Origin of the sequence: Micromonospora sp. NPDC048063 (assembly GCF_043202855.1) — a bacterium.
GTDB lineage: Bacteria > Actinomycetota > Actinomycetes > Mycobacteriales > Micromonosporaceae > Micromonospora.
Genome location: NZ_JBIDBG010000002.1, coordinates 424088 through 442782, shown reverse-complemented (window position 1 = coordinate 442782; position 18695 = coordinate 424088). Strand labels below are relative to the sequence as shown.

Annotated in this window: 15 protein-coding genes and 1 pseudogene; 4 read left to right on the top strand and 12 right to left on the bottom strand. The window is 73.8% G+C overall.

Annotated features, from left to right (window positions below):
• Nucleotides 1-26: 26 nt before the first annotated feature.
• The 12 genes and pseudogenes from cutA to ACGFZ2_RS06775 form a co-directional block, all read right to left on the bottom strand.
• Nucleotides 27-347 (bottom strand): divalent-cation tolerance protein CutA, encoded by a 321-nt coding sequence (gene cutA, locus ACGFZ2_RS06830; RefSeq protein ID WP_350703705.1) that lies wholly within the window; start codon nucleotides 345-347, stop codon nucleotides 27-29.
• 9 nt (nucleotides 348-356) lie between these two features.
• Complete coding sequence (locus ACGFZ2_RS06825; RefSeq protein ID WP_393261161.1) at nucleotides 357-1373, bottom strand: 1-acyl-sn-glycerol-3-phosphate acyltransferase; 1017 nt, start codon at nucleotides 1371-1373, stop codon at nucleotides 357-359.
• Nucleotides 1373-2206, bottom strand: a complete 834-nt coding sequence (locus tag ACGFZ2_RS06820; protein WP_393261163.1) for a patatin-like phospholipase family protein — start codon at nucleotides 2204-2206, stop codon at nucleotides 1373-1375. The genes ACGFZ2_RS06825 and ACGFZ2_RS06820 overlap by 1 nt, the downstream gene beginning before the upstream one ends.
• A 125-nt stretch (nucleotides 2207-2331) precedes the next feature.
• Entirely contained in the window at nucleotides 2332-3393 is a 1062-nt protein-coding gene (locus ACGFZ2_RS06815) for a glycosyltransferase family 4 protein (protein WP_393261675.1), read from the bottom strand.
• Nucleotides 3394-3580: 187 nt separating this feature from the next.
• Nucleotides 3581-4252: a BON domain-containing protein gene (locus ACGFZ2_RS06810; RefSeq protein WP_393261166.1), complete on the bottom strand. Its 672-nt coding sequence runs from the start codon at nucleotides 4250-4252 to the stop codon at nucleotides 3581-3583.
• Nucleotides 4253-4425: 173 nt separating this feature from the next.
• Entirely contained in the window at nucleotides 4426-6093 is a 1668-nt protein-coding gene (locus ACGFZ2_RS06805; RefSeq protein WP_393450871.1) for a S1C family serine protease, read from the bottom strand.
• Between the two features lie 62 nt (nucleotides 6094-6155).
• A complete protein-coding gene (locus ACGFZ2_RS06800; RefSeq protein ID WP_393450868.1) occupies nucleotides 6156-7712 on the bottom strand; it encodes an ATP-binding protein in 1557 nt (518 codons plus the stop codon).
• Nucleotides 7709-8410, bottom strand: coding sequence for a response regulator transcription factor (locus tag ACGFZ2_RS06795; protein ID WP_091103329.1), 702 nt, complete (start codon nucleotides 8408-8410; stop codon nucleotides 7709-7711). The genes ACGFZ2_RS06800 and ACGFZ2_RS06795 overlap by 4 nt, the downstream gene beginning before the upstream one ends.
• 75 nt (nucleotides 8411-8485) lie before the next feature.
• Nucleotides 8486-9103: a PadR family transcriptional regulator gene (locus ACGFZ2_RS06790; RefSeq protein ID WP_393450865.1), complete on the bottom strand. Its 618-nt coding sequence runs from the start codon at nucleotides 9101-9103 to the stop codon at nucleotides 8486-8488.
• Nucleotides 9100-9930: a DUF4097 domain-containing protein gene (locus tag ACGFZ2_RS06785; protein WP_393450862.1), complete on the bottom strand. Its 831-nt coding sequence runs from the start codon at nucleotides 9928-9930 to the stop codon at nucleotides 9100-9102. The genes ACGFZ2_RS06790 and ACGFZ2_RS06785 overlap by 4 nt, the downstream gene beginning before the upstream one ends.
• A 330-nt stretch (nucleotides 9931-10260) precedes the next feature.
• A pseudogene (locus ACGFZ2_RS06780) lies at nucleotides 10261-11133 on the bottom strand (lysophospholipid acyltransferase family protein); the annotation flags it as partial.
• Entirely contained in the window at nucleotides 11130-11903 is a 774-nt protein-coding gene (locus ACGFZ2_RS06775; RefSeq protein ID WP_393450859.1) for a GNAT family N-acetyltransferase, read from the bottom strand. The pseudogene ACGFZ2_RS06780 and the gene ACGFZ2_RS06775, both read right to left, overlap by 4 nt.
• Before the next feature lie 161 nt (nucleotides 11904-12064).
• Here ACGFZ2_RS06775 and ACGFZ2_RS06770 point away from each other — a divergent pair, with 161 nt between their 5' ends.
• The 4 genes from ACGFZ2_RS06770 (at nucleotide 12065) to ACGFZ2_RS06755 (ending at nucleotide 18619) form a co-directional block, all read left to right on the top strand.
• Nucleotides 12065-12727: a hypothetical protein gene (locus ACGFZ2_RS06770; protein WP_393450856.1), complete on the top strand. Its 663-nt coding sequence runs from the start codon at nucleotides 12065-12067 to the stop codon at nucleotides 12725-12727.
• 130 nt (nucleotides 12728-12857) lie between these two features.
• Nucleotides 12858-13793, top strand: coding sequence for an ABC transporter ATP-binding protein (locus tag ACGFZ2_RS06765; protein ID WP_393450853.1), 936 nt, complete (start codon nucleotides 12858-12860; stop codon nucleotides 13791-13793).
• Complete coding sequence (locus tag ACGFZ2_RS06760) at nucleotides 13790-14602, top strand: ABC transporter permease (protein ID WP_350703731.1); 813 nt, start codon at nucleotides 13790-13792, stop codon at nucleotides 14600-14602. The genes ACGFZ2_RS06765 and ACGFZ2_RS06760 overlap by 4 nt, the downstream gene beginning before the upstream one ends.
• Nucleotides 14603-14884: 282 nt before the next feature.
• Entirely contained in the window at nucleotides 14885-18619 is a 3735-nt protein-coding gene (locus ACGFZ2_RS06755) for a multifunctional oxoglutarate decarboxylase/oxoglutarate dehydrogenase thiamine pyrophosphate-binding subunit/dihydrolipoyllysine-residue succinyltransferase subunit (protein ID WP_393450850.1), read from the top strand.
• Nucleotides 18620-18695 lie beyond the last annotated feature (76 nt).

The following is an 18695-nucleotide window of genomic DNA, read 5'->3' as shown; positions in this document are numbered from 1 at the left end:
CCGTCACCGCCCCAGAGTGCGCGTACTCAGGGCCGGGTGTGCTCGTGCACCCAGGCGGCGTACGCGGGGTCGCCGCTGTCCACCCGGGTCACCAGGATCTCCGGCACCTCGTACGGATGGCTGGCGCGAATCTGCTCCACCAGCGCGGCGGCCCGGTCCGGCGCGGTCTTGAACTGCACCGACCACTCGGTGCTGGTCTCCACCCCGGAACGCCACCAGTAGGTGCTGTCCACCTGGCCGCCCACCTGCGCGCAGGCCGCCAGCCGCCCGGCGACGGCCGCGGCCGCCAGCACGTCGGCGACCGACCGCGCGTCCACCACCGTCGTCACCACGCAGATCTGGTCCACCAGCGCACCCTACGCGGCGCCGTCCCGATTGGCCGCGATCCACTCGTCGATCCGCGCCCACCAGTCGAAGAGCCAGTCGATCCGCTCCTGCCGGCCGGTCGGCACCTCCTCGGGCGGCACCGACCAGAAGCGCATGACGATCCGCTTGTCCATCGGCAGTTCCCGCCACACGTCGGTCACGGTGAGCATCCGGTCCAGGCCGGTGTGCGCCACGAAGATCACCCCGGCGTCGGGGGCGGCGTCCAGGGCCGCGAGCAGCCCGCCGGGCTGCGGGGCGAGCACGTGCCGCATCCGTTCCGCGCGCAGCGCCATGCGCTCCAGGCCCAGCGCGCGCAGCCGCGCGATGGCCCGCAGCCGGCGGCGCGGGGTGAAGTTGCCGCCCTCCGGGAAGATCACGAAGGCGTCGTCGTCGTCCAGGCCCTCGGCCAGGTGCCCGATCTGCTCGGTCACCGAGCCCCGCCCATCTGGACCGGGCGCGAGGAAGCGGTTGGGCAGCCGGTTGAGCAGCACGTCGATCGCCGGATCCCACTGGAGGCTGTCCTTGAGCACGATCCGCGGCTCCCGGTTGAACCAGTTCACCAGGGCGTGGATCAGGATGAACGAGTCGCCGGGGCCGGCATGCCGGCAGAGCACCAGTTCAGGCCGGCCGGGCAGGGCCGTGTCGGGATCGGTGCCCACCACGTCGATGCTCAGGTGCAGCGTCCAGCGGGCCTGCCAGAAGAGCACCCGCAGGAACCAGCCGGCGAGCACGTAGTGCGCCCGCTGGAAGGCCGGCGAGCGGGCCCGCCAGCCGAAGCCGGAGGCGACCCAGAGCCCGAAGAGCGCGAGCAGCGCCGCCGCGTCCCAGACCAGGTAGACGCAGCCGATCCAGAGCAGTCGCAGCGGCCGGAGCCGGCCCGGGACCAGCGGCGAGGCGGCCGCCGCGAGCAGCGCCCAGACCGGCAGGGTGGTCACCACCAGGAAGGCGAGCAGCACCACGCCGGGGGCCAGGAGCACCCGGCGTACCCACCGCGGCGGCAGAGGCATCAGCGCTCCACCTGGGTGGCCAGGTAGTGCCGCGAGGCCGTGTAGGCCCGGCTGATCCGCCGCCCCACCGCCGCCATGTCCCGGTACGCCCACGGCGTGTCGTCGCGCGGGTTCAGCCCGCCGGTGGGCAGCACGTGCACCTCCACCCCGTCGGGCAGGGCCGCCATCTCCCGGGCGAACCGGTGCCGCCGGGCGATCTCGAACGCGACCTGGGCGATCTCCCAGGGCCGCCGGGGCGGGCTCAGCTCCCGCTCGATCCGCCCGACCTGGAGTACGAAGATCCGCCCGGCGCCGGCGGCGACGGCCTCGCCGATCGGGATGGAGTTGACGATCCCGCCGTCGACGTAGTGCTGGTCGTCGATCCGGGCGGGCGGCAGCAGCCCCGGCACCGAGGCGGAGGCCAGCACGGCCGGCACCAGCGGACCGCTGTCGAACCAGTGCTCGGCGGCCCGCTCGATGTTCGCGGCGCAACAGCGGAACGGCACCCGGAGATCGGCGAAGGTGGTCTCCGCGCCCAGCTCGCTCTCCAGCAGCTTGCGCAGCGGGCGGGGCGAGTGCAGGTGGGTCCGGGCGGCGAACCGGCGCAGTTGCCGGGCCACCGAGTCGCCGTACACCTCGCTCGCCTCCGGCGAGGCCCAGAGCCGGACCAGCCGGTCGGTGACCGCCTCGGACGGTTCGGCGGCGACCAGGGCGCCGTTGACCGCCCCGATCGAGGTGCCGAGCACCATGTCGGGCCGGATCCCGGCCCGGAACAGGGCCCGCAGCATGCCCACCTCGACCGCGCCGAGGACTCCCCCGCCCCCGAGCACGAACGCCACCGGTCCCCGCGCCATGGCCTCATCCTGGCACGGGCCGGAAAGCGGCCGTCCGGTGCCGGTGCCGGCCGGGCCTCGGTGCGCCGGACGGCGCGGGCTGAGCGGGCCGCCGGAGCGGGCCGGTCAGGTACGGCCGGCCACGGTCAACGCCCGGCCACCCGGGCCGGCTCCCGGACCCCGGCGGACCGGGCCGCGTCGGCGATGAAGCGGCGGTACACCTGCTCGTAGCCGGCGGCCATCTGGGCGGTGGAGAAGTTCTGCGCCACGTGCGCGACGCAGTCCGCCGGGTCGAGGCCGGGCACGGCACGCAGCGCGCTGGGCAGGTCGTCCACGCCCTCGCAGATCAGGCCCGTCACCCCGGGCCGGACGAGTTCCGGCACGGCCCCCCGGTTCAGGGCCACCACCGGGGTGCCCGTCGCCATGGCCTCCACCATCACCATGCCGAACGGCTCCTCCCACTGGATCGGCATGATCAGGCACCGGGCCTCGACCAGCAGCCGCAGCGCCTCCGCCCGGTCGGCGTCGAGCACCACGTGGACGTCCTCGCCGAGCACGGGCCGGACCGCCTCCTCGAAGTAGCGGCGTTCGGGCGGCTCGTTGCACTTGCCGGCGAGCACCAGCGGCAGGCCGGCCACCCGGCACGCCCGGATGGCGACGTCCGGGCCCTTGTCGGGGCTGAACCGGGCCAGCCAGAGCACCGGGCCGTGACTGGGCGCGGTCTTGTGCGGGATGCCCTGGACGTCCATCGCGTTGTGCACCGTGCCGACCCAGGGCAGTCGCGGGTTGAGCCGGCGCTGGGCGTGGGAGATGGCGACCAGCCCGACGCCCGGGTCGGTGTCGCTGAGCACGGCGCCGTACTCGCCCACGGGGTTGCCGTGCACGGTGGCCACGGTGGGAACCGCCCGGCGGCCGGCGACCAGCGGGCCGATCGTGGTGTGGTCGTGGACGACGTCGAAGTCGGCCGCGTCGACGAGGTGGTTGACCCGGGCCAGGTGGGCCAGCTCGGGCAGCGCCTCGCCGAGCCGCTCGTACTGCAGCTCCGGCACGGTGGAGACGAAGTCGGCGGGGGTGCCGTGCTCCTGACCCGCCCCGAACACGGTCACCGCGTGTCCCCGCTCGCTCAACGCCTCCACCAGGCCGGTCACCACCTGTTCCAGCCCGCCGTAGCCGGGCGGGGGCATCGACAGCCACGGCGGCACCACCATCGCGATCCGCAACGGCCGTTCCGCCGCCCGGTCGGTCGGCAGGTGGTTCACGGCCACGAGTCCTCCCCGTCGGTCGGTGGTGCGGGTGGGCAGCCGGCGCCGGATGCGCTCCGGCCGGTCACCCCACACGGCGGGATCGAGGGCGGTTTCCCGGTGACGGCACGGCTAAACCGGACAAGCCGGGCGTTCACCCGCCCACGAGGAGGCGGTCCCGCACCGCCCGCACTCCCGCGGCGGACCAGGCCAGCCGCTCCGCCTCGTCCCGTTCCCACCAGGAACGGACCACGCCACCGAGGATCACCGTGTCCCCGTCCAGCTCGACGGTCACCCGTTCGGTGCCGATCCCCCGCAGCAGCGCCCGCTGCAGGTCGCGCCGGATCCGCTCGGCGTCCGGACGGGCGGCGGGGCGCACCTCGACCAGGTTCGTCACCCCGCGCACGCCGCGCAGCCGGCGCACCTCCCGTTCGGCGGTACGCCGCTGCCAGCCGAACTCCACCTCGCCGCGCAGCATCACCCACCCGTTGGCAACCGTGACGTCCAGCAGCTCGGCGGGGACGAAGCTGTCCCACTCCAGCGCCCGGCTCACCGCGATCGCGATCTCGGCGTCCGTACGCCCCGCCTCGCCGGGCAGGCGCACCTCGATGTCGTCGGCGACCGCCCGCACCCCGCGTACGCGCTGCGCGCAGCGTTGCGCCGCCCACTTGCGGGCAGAGCCGTCCACCCAACCGGTCAGCGTGACCACGCCGTCGGCGACGGTCACCCCGATGTCGTTCGGCTGCACCTGGGCGTCCCAGGCCAGCTCGTCGAGCACGTCCCGTTGGATCCGATCGTCGGTCCGGACGGCCGCTGCCGTGGTCATCGCATCCCTCCGTACGCCATCGCCGGTCTGCCACCGACGATGCCGGCCCGACGGGTGACGGCGGCTCACCCGCACCGGGCGAACCGCCGTCAGAGGAAGCGGCGGGTGACGGAGCCAACCCCCTTGGCCCCGCCACCCGCCGCCGGAGGGAGGAGGAAAGTCTCGGTTACGGGTTACGACGTCTCGGCGAGCGTCACGGTTGCGGTGGATTCGGCGCCGTTGCGCTTGTAGGTCACCGCTACCCGGTCGCCGACCTTGCCGGCCTGCACGGCGCCGACCAGGTCGTCCGAGTCGTTGACCACCGTGTCGCCGAACCGGGTGATCACGTCGCCGCGCTGGAGCCCGGCCTTCTCGGCGGCGCTGCCGGAGGTGACGGCGGCGACCAGCGCCCCGCCGCCCTCGGCGGCCGTCACGCTGACCCCGAGCGACGGGTGGCTGACCTTCTCGCCCCGCTGGAGCTTGCCGGCCACGTCCTCGGCCTTGTTGCTGGGGATCGCGAAGCCGACGCCGATGTTGCCGGTGCTGCCCTGACCGGCGGTGGCGATCGCGGTGTTGATGCCGATCACCTCGCCCCGGGTGTTGACCAGCGCGCCACCGGAGTTGCCCGGGTTGATCGGCGCGTCGGTCTGGAGCAGCCCGGCGATCGAGCTGGCGCCCTGGCCCGGCTCCTGCCGCTGCTGGCCGCTGCCGGCCTGGATGGTGCGGTCGCGGGCGCTGAGGATGCCGGCGGTGACCGAGCCCTGGAGGCCCAGCGGGCTGCCGAGGGCGAGCACCTGGTCGCCGACCTGCATCGCGTCGCTGTCGCCGAACGTGGCCGGCTTCAGGTCGCTGACGCCGGCGGCCTTCACCACCGCCAGGTCGGTCTTCGGGTCGGTGCCGACGATCCGGGCCTGGACGGTCTTGCCGTCGGCGAAGACCACCCGGACGCTGTCCTGGCCGGCGGAGGCGACGACGTGGTTGTTGGTGAGCACGTAGCCGTCGGCGGTGAGGATCACGCCGGAGCCCTCGCCGCTGTCGGTGGCGATGGAGACGACGCTGGGCTGCACGGCGGCGGCGATCCGGGGCAGGTCGGCGCTGTTGATCACCGGCGCGGCGGAGTAGGTGCGGGTGATCCCGGAGTCGCCGTCCACGGCGAGCGCGAGCGCCCCGCCGGCGACGCCCGAGCCGAGCATCAGGGCGAAGACCGCGACGCCGGCGCCGGCGAGCTTGGCGATCCGGCCCGGCCGGGGGCCGACCGCCGGCACGGGGGCCCAGGGCGGCACCGGCTGGCCCGGGTGGTGCGGGTGCTGGCCGTAGCCCGCACCCAGTTGTCCCGGCTGTCCCCCGCTCCAGCCGGACTGCTGGCCGTACCACGGCGCGCCCGGGTACGGCGTGCCCTGCGGCTGGCCGGGCTGCCCGGCCGCGTGCGGGTGGCCGCCCGGCGCCTGACCGGACACGGGGTAGGGCGGGGCGGCCGTGGCGGGTGGGAACGGTCCCGCCGGGGTGGGCTGCCCGGCCGGGACGCCGGGGCCACGGACCGCGTCCGGGGCGGTGACGCCCTCGGGGGCGCGGGCCGGCTCCGGGGCGCGCGCTGCGACGTCGCCCGCGACCGGGGCGTCGGTGGTCCGGTCCGGCTCGGCGGTACGGAAGGCGTCGCCGCCCGTCGCTTCGGGTGCGGCCGACGCCGGGGCGGCGGATGCGGCCGACGCCGGGGCGGCGGTGTCCCCGAGGGCGGCCGGGGCGGGGTCGGGGCGGGAGTCGGACTGCGCGCGCTCGACGCGCGGCAGCTCGGCGGTGGGGTGCGACGGCTCGGCGTCGGTGGCGGCCGGCCGGCGCTGCGGGTCGGACTCGTACTCGGTCATGGATCCACCTTCGCTCGGGCCACTGCGACCAGCCTGGAACCGGCCTGAATGTTGGCTGAAAGTCACTCGCCATCACCCTCGATGTCGGGCACGAGCGGCAGCCGGACCCGGAAGGTCGCGCCCCCGCCCGGGGTTTCGGCCACCTCGACGGTGCCGTGGTGCGCGCGCACCAGCGCCGCCACGATGGCCAGGCCGAGCCCGGTGCCGGTGTTGCCGCCGGCCCGCCGGGTACGTGCCGCGTCCACCCGGTAGAAGCGCTCGAAGACCCGCTCCGCCTGGTCCGGGGTGAGCCCGGGGCCGGTGTCCGCCACCTCCACCACGGCCAGGTTGCCCGGCTCGGCCCGCAGCCGCAGGGTCACCGAGGCGTCCGGCGGGGTGTGCGTGAGGGCGTTGGTCATCAGGTTGCCGATCACCTGACGGAGCCGGGCGTCGTCGCCGTAGACCACCAGCGGGCCGGACCCGGGCTCGATCTCCAGCTCCACCCGGCGCTCCGGCGTTACCACCCGGGCGGCCTCGACCGCGTCGCTGGCCAGCACGGGCAGCTCCACCGGGGCGAGGGCGAGCGGCCGTTCCCGGTCCAGCCGGGCCAGCAGCAGCAGGTCCTCCACCAGCAGCCCCATCCGGGCCGCCTCCTGCTCGATGCGGCGCAGCAGGTCGGCGGTCTGCTCCGGCGCGCTCGCCGCGCCCTGCCGGTACAGCTCGGCGAAGCCCCGGATGGTGGTCAGCGGCGTCCGCAGCTCGTGCGACGCGTCCGCGACGAACTGCCGCATCCGCTCCTCCGAGCGCCGGGCCCGCGCCTCGGACGCCCGCGCCGCGCCAGCCGCGTCCCGCGCCGTGGTCTCGGCGGCCCGGGCGGCGGTCTCCGAGGCGGCCCGGGCGGTGAAGGCGGCCTCGATCTGCGTCAGCATGGCGTTCAGCGCCCGGGAGAGCCGGCCCAGCTCCGAGGTCGGTACGGGTTGCCCCTCCTCCGGGTCGGGCACCCGCCGGGTGAGGTCACCGCCGGCGATGGCGGCGGCCGTACGCTCGATCTCCACCAGCGGTTTCAGGCTGGTCCGGACGATCGCCGCGCCGATCGAGGCGAGCAGGATCAGCACCGACCCGCCGACCAGCAGGTCAATCCAGATCAGCTGCTTGACGGCGCGATCCACCTGGGTGAGCGGCTGCCCCACGGCCAGTACCGAGCCGTCCTCCTGTCCCGCGTAGACCACCCGCCAGCGGGTGTGACCGTCCCGGGACAAGACGTAGACAGGCTCGCCCTCGAGCGCGACGAATCCGCTCAGGTCGGTGGGAAAGTTCGGCAGCTGCTCGGGGTCGAGGCTGATGTCGTCGTAGACCGGCCGGTACACCCGTTCCTCGTCGGCGAGCGAGACGACGTAGCTGCTGGGCAGCATCGCCTGGACCTGACCGGTGCGCAGCCCGGGAAGCGCCTGCCCGAGCCCCTGGCTGGCCGACTTGATCTGGGCGTCGACCTGGCCGACCAGGTAATCGCGGAGAAAGAAGGCAGTCAGTGCGCTGATCACCAGGAGGGCGGCGGCGACCAGGGCGAGCACCGCGGCGACCAGCTTCACCCGCAGCGGGACGCCGCGCAGCCATGCCTTCCCCTGGTGGACCGGGTTCACGCCGCCGGCTTGCGTAGCACGTACCCGACGCCCCGCAGGGTGTGGATCAGCCGGGGCTGGGTGTTGTCCACCTTGCGGCGCAGGTAGGAGATGTAGGACTCGACGATGTTGTCGTCGCCCCGGAAGTCGTAGTTCCACACGTGGTCGAGGATCTGCGCCTTCGACAGCACCCGGTTGGCGTTCAGCATCAGGTAGCGCAGCAGCTTGAACTCCGTCGGCGAGAGCTGCACCCGCTGGCCGGCCCGGTGCACCTCGTGGGTCTCCTCGTCCAGCTCCAGGTCGGCGAAGGTCAGCCGGGAGGGCGCCTGCTCGCCGGTGCTGGTCCGCCGCAGCACCGCCCGGATCCGGGCGGTCAGCTCCTCCAGGCTGAACGGCTTGGTGACGTAGTCGTCCCCGCCCAGGGTCAGCCCGCGGATCTTGTCGTCGGTGGCATCGCGCGCGGTGAGGAAGACCACGGGCGTGCGCGTGCCGCCCTCGCGGAGCATCCGGATGACCTCGAAGCCGTCCAGGTCGGGCAGCATCACGTCGAGCACGACCAGGTCGGGCCGGTGGTCCTTGGCGGCGTGCAGGGCGGCGCTGCCGCTCGTCGCGGTGGCCACGTCGAAGCCCGCGAAGCGCAGGCTCGCGGAGAGCAGTTCGAGGATGTTGGGGTCATCCTCGACGACGAGCAGTCGCGCCTCGGTCTGGGTAGCGGCCATGCGCCCATCATCCGCGCTCTCGCTGCGTCCGCGCTGAGCACTTCCTGGAAAAAGCCTGTGAGCCGACCGTCGTGATCAGCGCAGGAGCCGCCGCAGCCCGTCCAACGCGCCGTCGAGCAGCCGGATCGCCGTACGCAGCTGCGAATCGGTGAGCCTGCGGGCCCGCACCAGGGCGCCCACCTCGACGGCGAAGGCCGCCAGCCGCTGGTCGAACTCGGCGAGCGGCGTCGTTCCCGGCCCTGGGGCGGGGCCGGGGGCGGGCGCCGGACCGGGCGCCGGGGGCGTCCAGCGGGCCCGTCGGGTCTGCCGCGCCGCCTCGCGCAGCTCCCGCTTCAGGTCGCGGACCGAGCCGCGTACCTCGTCGCGGATCTCCCCGGCCAGCGCGGACAGGTCCTCGACCGAGGCCGCGATGTCCGACTCCAGGGCGGCCAGCTCGCCGGCCCGCTGGCGCAGCTCGGCCCGGCCGGCCTCGGTGATCTCGTAGACCTTGCGGCCGCCGACGGCGGTGTGGGTGACGAGCCCGTCGGCCTCCATCCGCTGCAGCCGGGGGTAGATGGTGCCGGCGCTGGGCGCGTAGTGGCCGAGGAACCGCTCCTCCAGCAGGCGGATCAGCTCGTAGCCGTGCTTCGGGCCGTCGTCGAGGAGCTTGAGCAGGTAGAGCCGGAGCCGCCCGTGACTGAACACGGCGGTCACGGCAGCTCCTCTTCCTGGTCGTCCACCCGGCGGGCGAGCAGCGCGATGCTGCCCGAGGTGGCGGAAGCCCAGAGCTTACCCTCGCCCGCGCCGAGCACTCCCTCGCTGTCGACCACCGCCCCGGGGGCGGCGCTGCCCCGCACCTGGGCGAAGCCGCTGGTGATCCGGCCCGACGTGGTGTGCAGGCGCACGGCGAGGTCGCTGTCCTCGCGGACCCGGACGGTGATGCCGCCGGAGATCGTGCTGAGCCGGATGTCGCTGCGTCGGGGGTTGTCCAGATCGCAGGTGATGGCGCCGGTGACGGTGGTCGCGCGCACCTGCCCGGCCGCGCTGTCGGCGACGGTCACCTCGCCCGAGACCGTCTCCAGGTCGAGGTCGCCGGACACGCCGAGCGCCTCGACCGGGCCCGACGTGGTCTTCGCCGACGTCGGGCCGCGCAGCCCCATCAGCGTGATCCGCCCCGCCGTCACCTCCACCCGGGTCCGGCCGCGCAGGCCCGACGCGACCAGCGAGCCCTCGACCAGTTCGAGGTCGGCCAGCACGTCGGCGGGGACCGCGACGGAGACGTCGACCCGGGCCAGCCGGGCCAGCGGCCCCACCCACCAGACGAACTCCGACCACCGCCGGCGCCGCTGCTGGCGTACGGAGAGCCGACCGTCCCGGTGCTCGACCAGGACCGGCCGGCGACCGACCCGGGTGACGTCGACCCGGGCCGGGCCGTCGGCGGCCACCACGTTGAGGCGGCCGCTGAGCAGGTGGACGTCCAGCCGGGTGACCGGCCCGTCCAGGGTGAGCCGCTGCGGGGCGTCCACGGTCCAGCCGGTCATCGGTCCTCCCTCCGGTGACGCGCCGGCCCGGCGCGTACCACGGCAGGACAGTAACGCGATACATCGCGATATGGCAAGCGAGGCCGCCGGACGGCGGACGGTCCTCGCCGGCGGGGGTCAGGCGGCCAGGTCGAGCCTCCGCTCCGGTCCGGCCGGCCCGGCGGGCGGCCCCGGTTCCGACGGCGCGGCGACCGGCGGGGACGGCACCGGCACGGCGACGGGCGCGGACAGCACCGGCGGGGACAGCACCGGCACAGGGACCGGCGCGGACAGCACCGGCGGGGACAGCACCGGCACAGGGACCGGCGCGGACAGCACCGGCGGGGACAGCACCGGCACGGGGACCGGCGCGCCCGGGGCCGCCGCCCCGGCCGGCGGCGGCACGAGGTGCACGGCCGACTCGGCCGTCCGGGCAAGCAGCCGACGGTCGGCGTCCCGCGCGGGGTGCAGCGCGGCGGAGACGGTCACCCGGACCTCCAGGTCGCGGGCGGCGAGCACCCGACCCAGCGAGCGGAGCAGGTTGTCGTCACCGACGAAGGCGGCGGCCGTGGTCGGCACGCCGGTCGCCGCGCACGCGTAGCCGATCCGTAGCGGCACCACCGGCGCCCCGGCGTCGATCGCCGCCTGGAACAGGGCCGGGCGGAACCCCCGGCCGGGGCGGCAGCCGACCGCGTCGGCGGCCCCGCACCACGTCGTACCCTCCGGGAAGACCGCCACCGGGCGGCCGGCGCGCAGGGTGGCGGCGACCCGGGCCACCGTCGCCGGCAGGTCGCGCGGCCGGGCCCGGTCGACCAGGACGGTGCCGGCCGCGGTCGCGAGCAGCCCGACCAGCGGCCAGGACCGCACCTCCCGCTTGGCCACCATCCGGGCCGGTGCGACGGCCAGCAGCGCCAGCACGTCCAGCCAGGAGACGTGGTTGGCCACCAGCAACGCCGGCCGCCGCGGTGCCCGGCCGCGCACCACCAGGCGTACGCCGAGGGCGCGCAGCGCCCCCCGGGCCCAGCCGCGCACGGCCACGGCCCGCTCCCCCGCCGGCAGCACCGGCAGCAGCGCGGCCAGCACCGTGCCCGCCAGCAGCATCCCGAGCACCGCCAGCAGCCGGGCCGCCCGCCGGGTCGCCGGCGCGGCCGGTGCCGCGCCAGCGGCCGGGAGGCAGGCCGGCCCGCAGCCCGACGCGGGCAGCCAGAGAGGTGTCGCACTCACCGCTCGGCCCCGCCCAGGAAGTGCCGCAGGTAGCGGGGGTTCATCCGGTCCAGGGAGAAGAGCACGTAGAAGTCGGCCACCCCGAACTCCGGGTCGTACGCGGGTTCCCCGCAGACCCAGGCGCCGAGGCGCAGGTAGCCGCGCAGCAGCGGCGGCAGCACGGCCCGCCCCGCCGGACCGTCGGCCGGCCCGGTCGTCGCGCCCGGCTCGGCGAACCAGGGGTGGCGTGGACGCACCCGCAGCGGCGGCGGGGCCAGGTGCCGGGCCCGGACCTCGTCCCACACCGCGGCGGCGGCCCCACCCCCGTCGGCCACCGGCACCGACGCGCAGCCGCCGAGCCAGCGCGACCCCCGCAGGTGCAGGTAGCGGGTGATGCCGGCCCACATCAGGTTGATCACGGCGCCGGAGCGGTGGTCGGGGTGCACGCAGGAGCGACCGGCCTCGACCAACTGCTCCCGGAGCGGGTCGAGCGCCGCGAGGTCGAACTCGGTCTCGGCGTACCGGCGGTCGGTGCGGCCCGGCGGGAGGAGCCGGTACGTGCCGACAACCTCGCCCGTGCTCTCCTGCCGGACGATCAGGTGGTCGCAGTACGGGTCGAACTCGTCGACGTCGCGTCCGGCGGCGTCGGGGCGGAGGGTGGCGCCGAGCTCGGTGGCGAACACCTCGTGACGGAGGCGTTGCGCGGCCGCGACCTCGCTCGGGTCGTCGGCGATCAGCAGGGTGTATCCGCTGGTCGTCAGGGGTGCGCCAGCGGCGTGCAGAACGGCCATGGCACCTGTGTAGGCGGCCCGGGTTGCCGGGCGTTGGGGTGAGGAGTGTCGATGAGGTGAACGGCGGTCGGCGACCCGTGGCGGGGCCGGCCGGCGGGCGTGCGAGGCTGCCGGGGGCGGGCCGGCGACGGGGCCGGACGCCGCGCCGCGGGAGGTGTCTGATGATCATCGAGTCGCGCCACAACGGGCCGCCCGGCTCGGGCAACGGCGGCTGGAGCGCCGGGGTCTTCGCCGCCGCGTCCGGCGCCCCGGGGCCGGTCGAGGTGACGCTGCGCCGCCCGCCCCCGCTGGAGACCCTGCTCACTCTCGTCGACGGGGAGGTCCGCGACCCGGAGGGCCTGGTCGTCGCCCAGGTCCGCCCCACGGAGGATCCCCGCGCGGTCGTGCCGCCGGTGGACCTGCCGGCCGCGCGGGCCGCGTCGGCGGCGTACCCCGGACTGGTAGACCACCCCTTCCCGGGCTGCTACGTCTGCGGCCCGGACCGCCCCGACGGCCTGCGGATCTTCCCCGGCCGGCTGCCGGACGGCCGGACCGCCGCGCCGTTCCGCGTGCCGGAATCGGTCACCCCCGCCACGGTCTGGGCGGCGCTGGACTGCCCCGGCGGCTGGGCCGTCATCGCCCCCGGCCGACCGTACGTCCTCGGCCGGATCGCGGCGGTGGTCGCGGCGCTGCCCGAGCCGGGCGACGAGTGCGTGGTGACCGGCGCGATGGTCGACGGCGAGGGCCGCAAGGCGCTCGTGCACACCAGCCTGTACGCCCCCGACGGCACCCTCCTTGCCTGGGCCCGGGCGACCTGGATCGCCGTGTCGGCGGCCGGCGGGTAGTCGTTCCTGGGGAGGAGGGCCTCCTGCCTGAGGCGGAGGTGGATCTACGGAGCGCGCCTGATTGACCTCGTTGCGCCCGCCCGCCACGCTGTGTCACGGCGTACCCCGACGCCCCGCACGAAGGAGAGCAATGACTGACGGGCAGCGAAGCCCCACAAGTGACGGTCAGATCGTGGTGTCCGGCCTGACGAAGCAGTACAAGAACGTCCGGGCCGTGAACAATCTGTCCTTCACGGTCGAGCCGGGGCGGGTGACCGGGTTCCTCGGCCCCAACGGTGCCGGCAAGACCACCACCCTGCGCATGCTGCTGAACCTGGTCACCCCGACCGGCGGGCAGGCGACCATCAGCGGCCGCCGGTACGCCGACCTGACCGACCCGCTGCGGCACGTCGGCGCGGTGTTGGAGGCGTCCAGCGCGCACAAGGGCCGCACCGGGATCAACCACCTGCGGGTGCTCTGCGCGGCGGCGGGGCTGCCGAAGCAGCGGGCCGACGAGGCGCTGGCGCTGGTCGGGCTCACGCCGGCGGCGAACCGCAAGTTCAAGGGCTACTCGCTCGGCATGAAGCAGCGGCTCGGCATCGCCGCCGCGATGCTCGGCGACCCCCGGGTGCTGATCCTCGACGAGCCGGCCAACGGCCTGGACCCGGAGGGCATCCGGTGGATGCGCGGGTTCCTCAAGAACCTCGCGCACGAGGGCCGCACCGTGCTGGTCTCCAGCCACCTGCTGTCCGAGATGCAGCTGCTCGCCGACGACGTGGTGATCATCGCCGCCGGCCAGCTCGTCCGGCAGGGCACGGTCGAGCACGTGATCGGGTCGATGGCGCAGGGCGTCCGGGTGCGCGTGCGCACCCCGCAGGCCGACGCGCTGACCGTGGCGCTGAAGGACGGCCCGGCCACCGTCGACGTCGACGAGCACGGCGCCCTGCTGGTGGGCGGGGTGGACGCCCCGACCGTGGGCCGGGTCGCCCTGGCCGCCGGCGTCGAACTACACGAACTGACCACGGAACGGCCCGACCTGGAACGGGTCTTCCTGGAGCTGACGGCCGGAAAGGCGGGCATCCGATGAACCTCGTCCGATCCGAGCTGCTCAAGATCCGCACCACCAGCACGTGGTGGTGGCTGGCCATCGGCGCGTTCCTGTCGATCGCGCTGGCGTTCGCGTTCAACGCCTGGGTCGCCGACGAGACGCTGAGCGGCAAGGGCGAGAGCCTGGGCGTCACCGGCGACATGGCGTCCGCGGCGGCGCAGGCCGCCAACCTCTACACCTCCGGGCAGTACCTGGGCCTGATGTTCGTGATGCTGATCGGCATCCTGATGGTCACCAACGAGTTCTTCCACCAGACGGCGACCACGACGTTCCTGTCCACGCCGCGGCGCACGTCGGTGATCCTCAGCAAGCTCGTCGCGGCGAGCCTGCTGGGCTTCGGGTTCTGGCTGGTGACCACCGTGATCGACCTGGCCGCCGGGGCGGTCTTCCTGTCGATCAACGACTACGGCACCCTGCTCGACGAGTGGGCCGTGCAGCGGGCGCTGCTGCTCAACCTGCTGGCGTACGCGATCTGGACGGTCCTCGGCGTGGGGATCGGCACGCTGATCACCAACCAGCTCGGCGCGGTGATCACCGCCGCGGTGCTCTACCTGGTCGGCACGCAGGTGGTGGGGCTGCTGTTCATGCTGCTGGCGAACGTGCTGGAGAACCAGGCCGTGGCCAAGTGGCAGGTGATCTGGCCGGCCGTCGCCTCGACCGTCATGGTCAGCGAGGGCCAGACGGACTTCACCCCCGAGTGGTGGGTCGGCGCGCTCGTGCTGATCGGCTACGCGGTGGTCAGCGGGGTGGTCGGCGTCGCGATCACCCGCCGGCGCGACATCTCCTGACGGGTTCGGACGACGGGGGCGGGGGGTGGTGCCTGGCACCACCCCCCGCCCCCGTCGTACCGGGCGCCGACGACACGACGGGCCTTACCAGCAGTCGGCGGAACACGCAGCGTTTGGCCAACTTCTGGCATCTTCTGTGAAACGGACCACGCAGCGGAGGCGGAAATGCCTGCGGCATCCGCACGGCGTAGCCTGGGAGCCGTCTCGTGGGCGCTCGCAGACAGGGCGGCACGGGGACACCGCGTGACACACAAACCCGCGTGAAAGAGGCGATTACCGGCCGTGTCGACCCAGCAGACTTCGCAGGAGAACCCACTGGCGGGTTTCGGCCCGAACGAGTGGATCGTCGAGGAGATGTACCAGCGCTACCTCGCCGACCCCACCAGCGTCGATTCGGCCTGGCACGACTTCTTCGCGGACTACCGTCCGGCGCCCGGCGCCGGCACGCCCCGCGCCGAGCAGCAGGCCCCGAAGCCGGCCGCCAAGCCGGAGCCCGCCGGGCAGCAGGAGGCGACCACCACGGTCGCGCAGCCGGCCGCCGCCAAGCCGGCGGAGAAGAAGCCGGAGGCCAAGCCGGAGAAGCCGGCCGCCAAGGCCGCCCCGGCCAAGCCGGCCGCGAAGGCCGCCCCGGCCAAGCCCGCGCCGACCAAGCCGACCGCCACCGGCCCGCAGACCACGCCGCTGCGCGGCGTGGCGGCGAAGATCGTCCAGAACATGGACGCCTCGCTCGCCGTGCCGACCGCCACCAGCGTGCGCGCCGTCCCGGCCAAGCTGCTGGTCGACAACCGCATCGTGATCAACAACCACCTCACCCGTGGGCGCGGCGGCAAGGTCAGCTTCACCCACCTCATCGGGTACGCGATGGTCCGGGCGCTGGTCGCCCACCCGGAGATGAACAACTCCTTCGCCGAGGTCGACGGCAAGCCGGTCATGGTCCGGCCCGAGCACGTCAACCTGGGCATCGCGATCGACCTGGTCAAGCCCGACGGCAGCCGCAACCTGGTGGTCCCGTCCATCAAGGGCTGCGAGCAGATGGACTTCCGGCAGTTCTGGCAGGCGTACGAGGACGTGGTCCGGCGCGCCCGCCGCAACGAGCTGACCATGGAGGACTACTCCGGCACCACGATCTCGCTGACCAACCCCGGCGGCATCGGCACCGTGCACTCGATGCCGCGGCTCATGCAGGGGCAGAGCGCGATCATCGGCGTCGGCGCGATGGAGTACCCGGCCCCCTACCAGGGCATGTCCGAGGCCACCCTGGCCGAGCTGGCGGTCAGCAAGGTCATCACCCTGACCAGCACGTACGACCACCGGATCATCCAGGGCGCGCAGTCCGGCGAGTTCCTCAAGGTCATGCACGAGCTGCTGCTGGGCGAGCACGACTTCTACGACCAGATCTTCACCTCGCTGCGGATCCCGTACGAGCCGGTGCGCTGGATGCGCGACGTCGCGGTCAACAGCGAGGGCCAGATCAACAAGACCGCCCGGGTGCACGAGCTGATCCACGCCTACCGGGTGCGCGGGCACCTGATGGCCGACACCGACCCGCTCGAGTTCGAGATCCGCAAGCACCCGGACCTGGACGTCCTCCAGCACGGGCTGACCCTGTGGGACCTGGACCGCGAGTTCCCGGTCAACGGCTTTGCCGGCAAGCAGCGGATGAAGCTGCGCGACATCCTCGGCGTGCTGCGCGACTCGTACTGCCGCCGGGTCGGCATCGAGTACATGCACATCCAGGACCCGGAGGAGCGGCGCTGGATCCAGGAGCGGATCGAGCGCAAGTACGAGAAGCCGTCCCCGGACGAGCAGAAGCACGTGCTCAACCGGCTCAACGCCGCCGAGGCGTTCGAGACCTTCCTGCAGACCAAGTACGTCGGGCAGAAGCGCTTCTCGCTGGAGGGCGGCGAGTCGCTGATCCCGCTGCTCGGCGAGGTGCTGGAGGCGTCCGCCGAGGGCGGGCTGGACGAGGTCGTCATCGGCATGGCCCACCGCGGCCGGCTCAACGTGCTGGCGAACATCGTCGGCAAGCCGTACGAGAAGATCTTCTCGGAGTTCGAGGGGCACCTGGACCCGCGCTCCACGCAGGGCTCCGGCGACGTGAAGTACCACCTCGGTCAGAACGGCAAGTTCACCACGCCGGACGGCGACCACTCGGTCAAGGTCTCGGTGGTGGCGAACCCGTCGCACCTGGAGGCCGTCGACCCGGTGCTGGAGGGCATCGTCCGGGCCAAGCAGGACCGGATAGACCTCAAGCTGGAGGGCTACACCGTGCTGCCGCTCGCGGTGCACGGCGACGCCGCCTTCGCCGGCCAGGGCGTGGTGGCCGAGACGCTCAACCTCTCCCAACTGCGCGGCTACCGCACCGGCGGCACCGTGCACGTGGTGGTCAACAACCAGGTCGGCTTCACCACCGCCCCGGAGTACAGCCGCTCCAGCCTCTACAGCACCGACGTCGCCCGGATGATCCAGGCGCCGATCTTCCACGTCAACGGCGACGACCCCGAGGCCGTGGTCCGGGTCGCCCGGCTGGCCTTCGAGTACCGGCAGGCGTTTAACAAGGACGTCGTCATCGACATGGTCTGCTACCGCCGGCGCGGGCACAACGAGGGCGACGACCCGTCGATGTCCAACCCGCAGATGTACAAGATCATCGACTCGAAGCGGTCCGTCCGGAAGCTCTACACCGAGGAGCTGATCGGGCGCGGCGACATCACCGTGGAGGATGCGGAGGAACTGCTGCGCGACTACCAGTCGCAGCTGGAGCGGGTCTTCAAGGCCACCCGCGACGCGGCCACCATGCCGCGCCAGCTCAGCCGCCCCAAGCGGGAGGACGAGCCGGAGCCGCAGGTGGAGACCGCCACCGACGCCGGCGTCGTCAGGGCCATCGGCGAGGCGCACGTCAACCTGCCGGAGGGCTTCACCCCGCACAAGCGGATCCAGCAGCTGCTCGACCGGCGGGCCAAGATGTCCGTCGAGGGCAACATCGACTGGGGCTTCGGCGAGATCATCGCGTTCGGCTCGCTGCTGCACGACGGGGTCACCGTCCGGCTCGCCGGTCAGGACTCCCGCCGGGGCACCTTCGTGCAGCGGCACGCCGCCGTGGTCGACGCCGAGACCGGCCAGGACCACCTGCCCCTGCAGTCGCTGACCGGCGACGGCGAGCGGTCCCGGTTCTTCGTGCACGACTCCCTGCTCAGCGAGTACGCGGCGATGGGCTTCGAGTACGGCTACTCGGTGGAGAACATCAACGCGCTGGTCTGCTGGGAGGCGCAGTTCGGCGACTTCGTCAACGGCGCCCAGTCGGTGATCGACGAGTTCATCTCCTCGGGCGAGGTGAAGTGGGGCCAACGCTCCGCCGTCACCCTGCTGCTGCCGCACGGCCACGAGGGCCAGGGCCCGGACCACACCTCCGGCCGCCCGGAGCGGTTCCTGCAGATGTGCGCCGAGGACAACATGCGGGTGGCCATCCCGACCACCCCGGCGAACTACTTCCACCTGCTGCGGCGCCAGGCGCTCTCGCCGAAGCGCAAGCCGCTGGTGGTGTTCACGCCGAAGTCGCTGCTGCGGCACAAGCTCTGCGTCTCCTCCGTCGAGGAGTTCACCACCGGCACCTTCCAGCCGGTGCTGCGCGACCCGGGCGCCCCGGCGCCGGAGTCGGTGAAGCGGGTGCTGCTCTGCTCGGGCAAGGTCTACTACGACCTGTTCCAGGCCCGGCAGGAACGCGGCATCACCGACACCGCGATCATCCGGCTGGAGCAGCTCTACCCGATGCCGGTGGAGGAGATCCGGGCCGCGCTGGCGGCGTACCCGAACGCCGAGGACTACGCCTGGGTGCAGGAGGAGCCGGCCAACCAGGGCGCCTGGTCGTTCGTCGCGCTCAACCTGCTGGAGCACCTGGCCGACGTCCGGCTGCGCCGCATCTCCCGCCCGGCCGCGGCCGCCCCGGCCGTCGGCTCGGCGAAGATGCACGACGTCGAGCAGACCGCCCTGATCGAGGCGGCTCTCCCCCGCCCGTGACCTGAGCACCGCACCGACAACCGGGGCAGGGACCGTCGCGCTGACGGTCTCTGCCCCGTCGGCGTCCCGGCCGGCG

What these genes read in the sequence shown, in the direction of transcription:
- ACGFZ2_RS06825 (WP_393261161.1), bottom strand. Translation starts at nt 1,373, where the DNA reads ATGCCTCTGCCGCCGCGGTGGGTACGCCGGGTGCTCCTGGCCCCCGGC.
- ACGFZ2_RS06820 (WP_393261163.1), bottom strand. Translation starts at nt 2,206, where the DNA reads ATGGCGCGGGGACCGGTGGCGTTCGTGCTCGGGGGCGGGGGAGTCCTC.
- ACGFZ2_RS06815 (WP_393261675.1), bottom strand. Translation starts at nt 3,393, where the DNA reads ATGGTGGTGCCGCCGTGGCTGTCGATGCCCCCGCCCGGCTACGGCGGG.
- ACGFZ2_RS06810 (WP_393261166.1), bottom strand. Translation starts at nt 4,252, where the DNA reads ATGACCACGGCAGCGGCCGTCCGGACCGACGATCGGATCCAACGGGAC.
- ACGFZ2_RS06805 (WP_393450871.1), bottom strand. Translation starts at nt 6,093, where the DNA reads ATGACCGAGTACGAGTCCGACCCGCAGCGCCGGCCGGCCGCCACCGAC.
- ACGFZ2_RS06795 (WP_091103329.1), bottom strand. Translation starts at nt 8,410, where the DNA reads ATGGCCGCTACCCAGACCGAGGCGCGACTGCTCGTCGTCGAGGATGAC.
- ACGFZ2_RS06785 (WP_393450862.1), bottom strand. Translation starts at nt 9,930, where the DNA reads ATGACCGGCTGGACCGTGGACGCCCCGCAGCGGCTCACCCTGGACGGG.
- ACGFZ2_RS06775 (WP_393450859.1), bottom strand. Translation starts at nt 11,903, where the DNA reads ATGGCCGTTCTGCACGCCGCTGGCGCACCCCTGACGACCAGCGGATAC.
- ACGFZ2_RS06770 (WP_393450856.1), top strand. Translation starts at nt 12,065, where the DNA reads ATGATCATCGAGTCGCGCCACAACGGGCCGCCCGGCTCGGGCAACGGC.
- ACGFZ2_RS06765 (WP_393450853.1), top strand. Translation starts at nt 12,858, where the DNA reads ATGACTGACGGGCAGCGAAGCCCCACAAGTGACGGTCAGATCGTGGTG.
- ACGFZ2_RS06760 (WP_350703731.1), top strand. Translation starts at nt 13,790, where the DNA reads ATGAACCTCGTCCGATCCGAGCTGCTCAAGATCCGCACCACCAGCACG.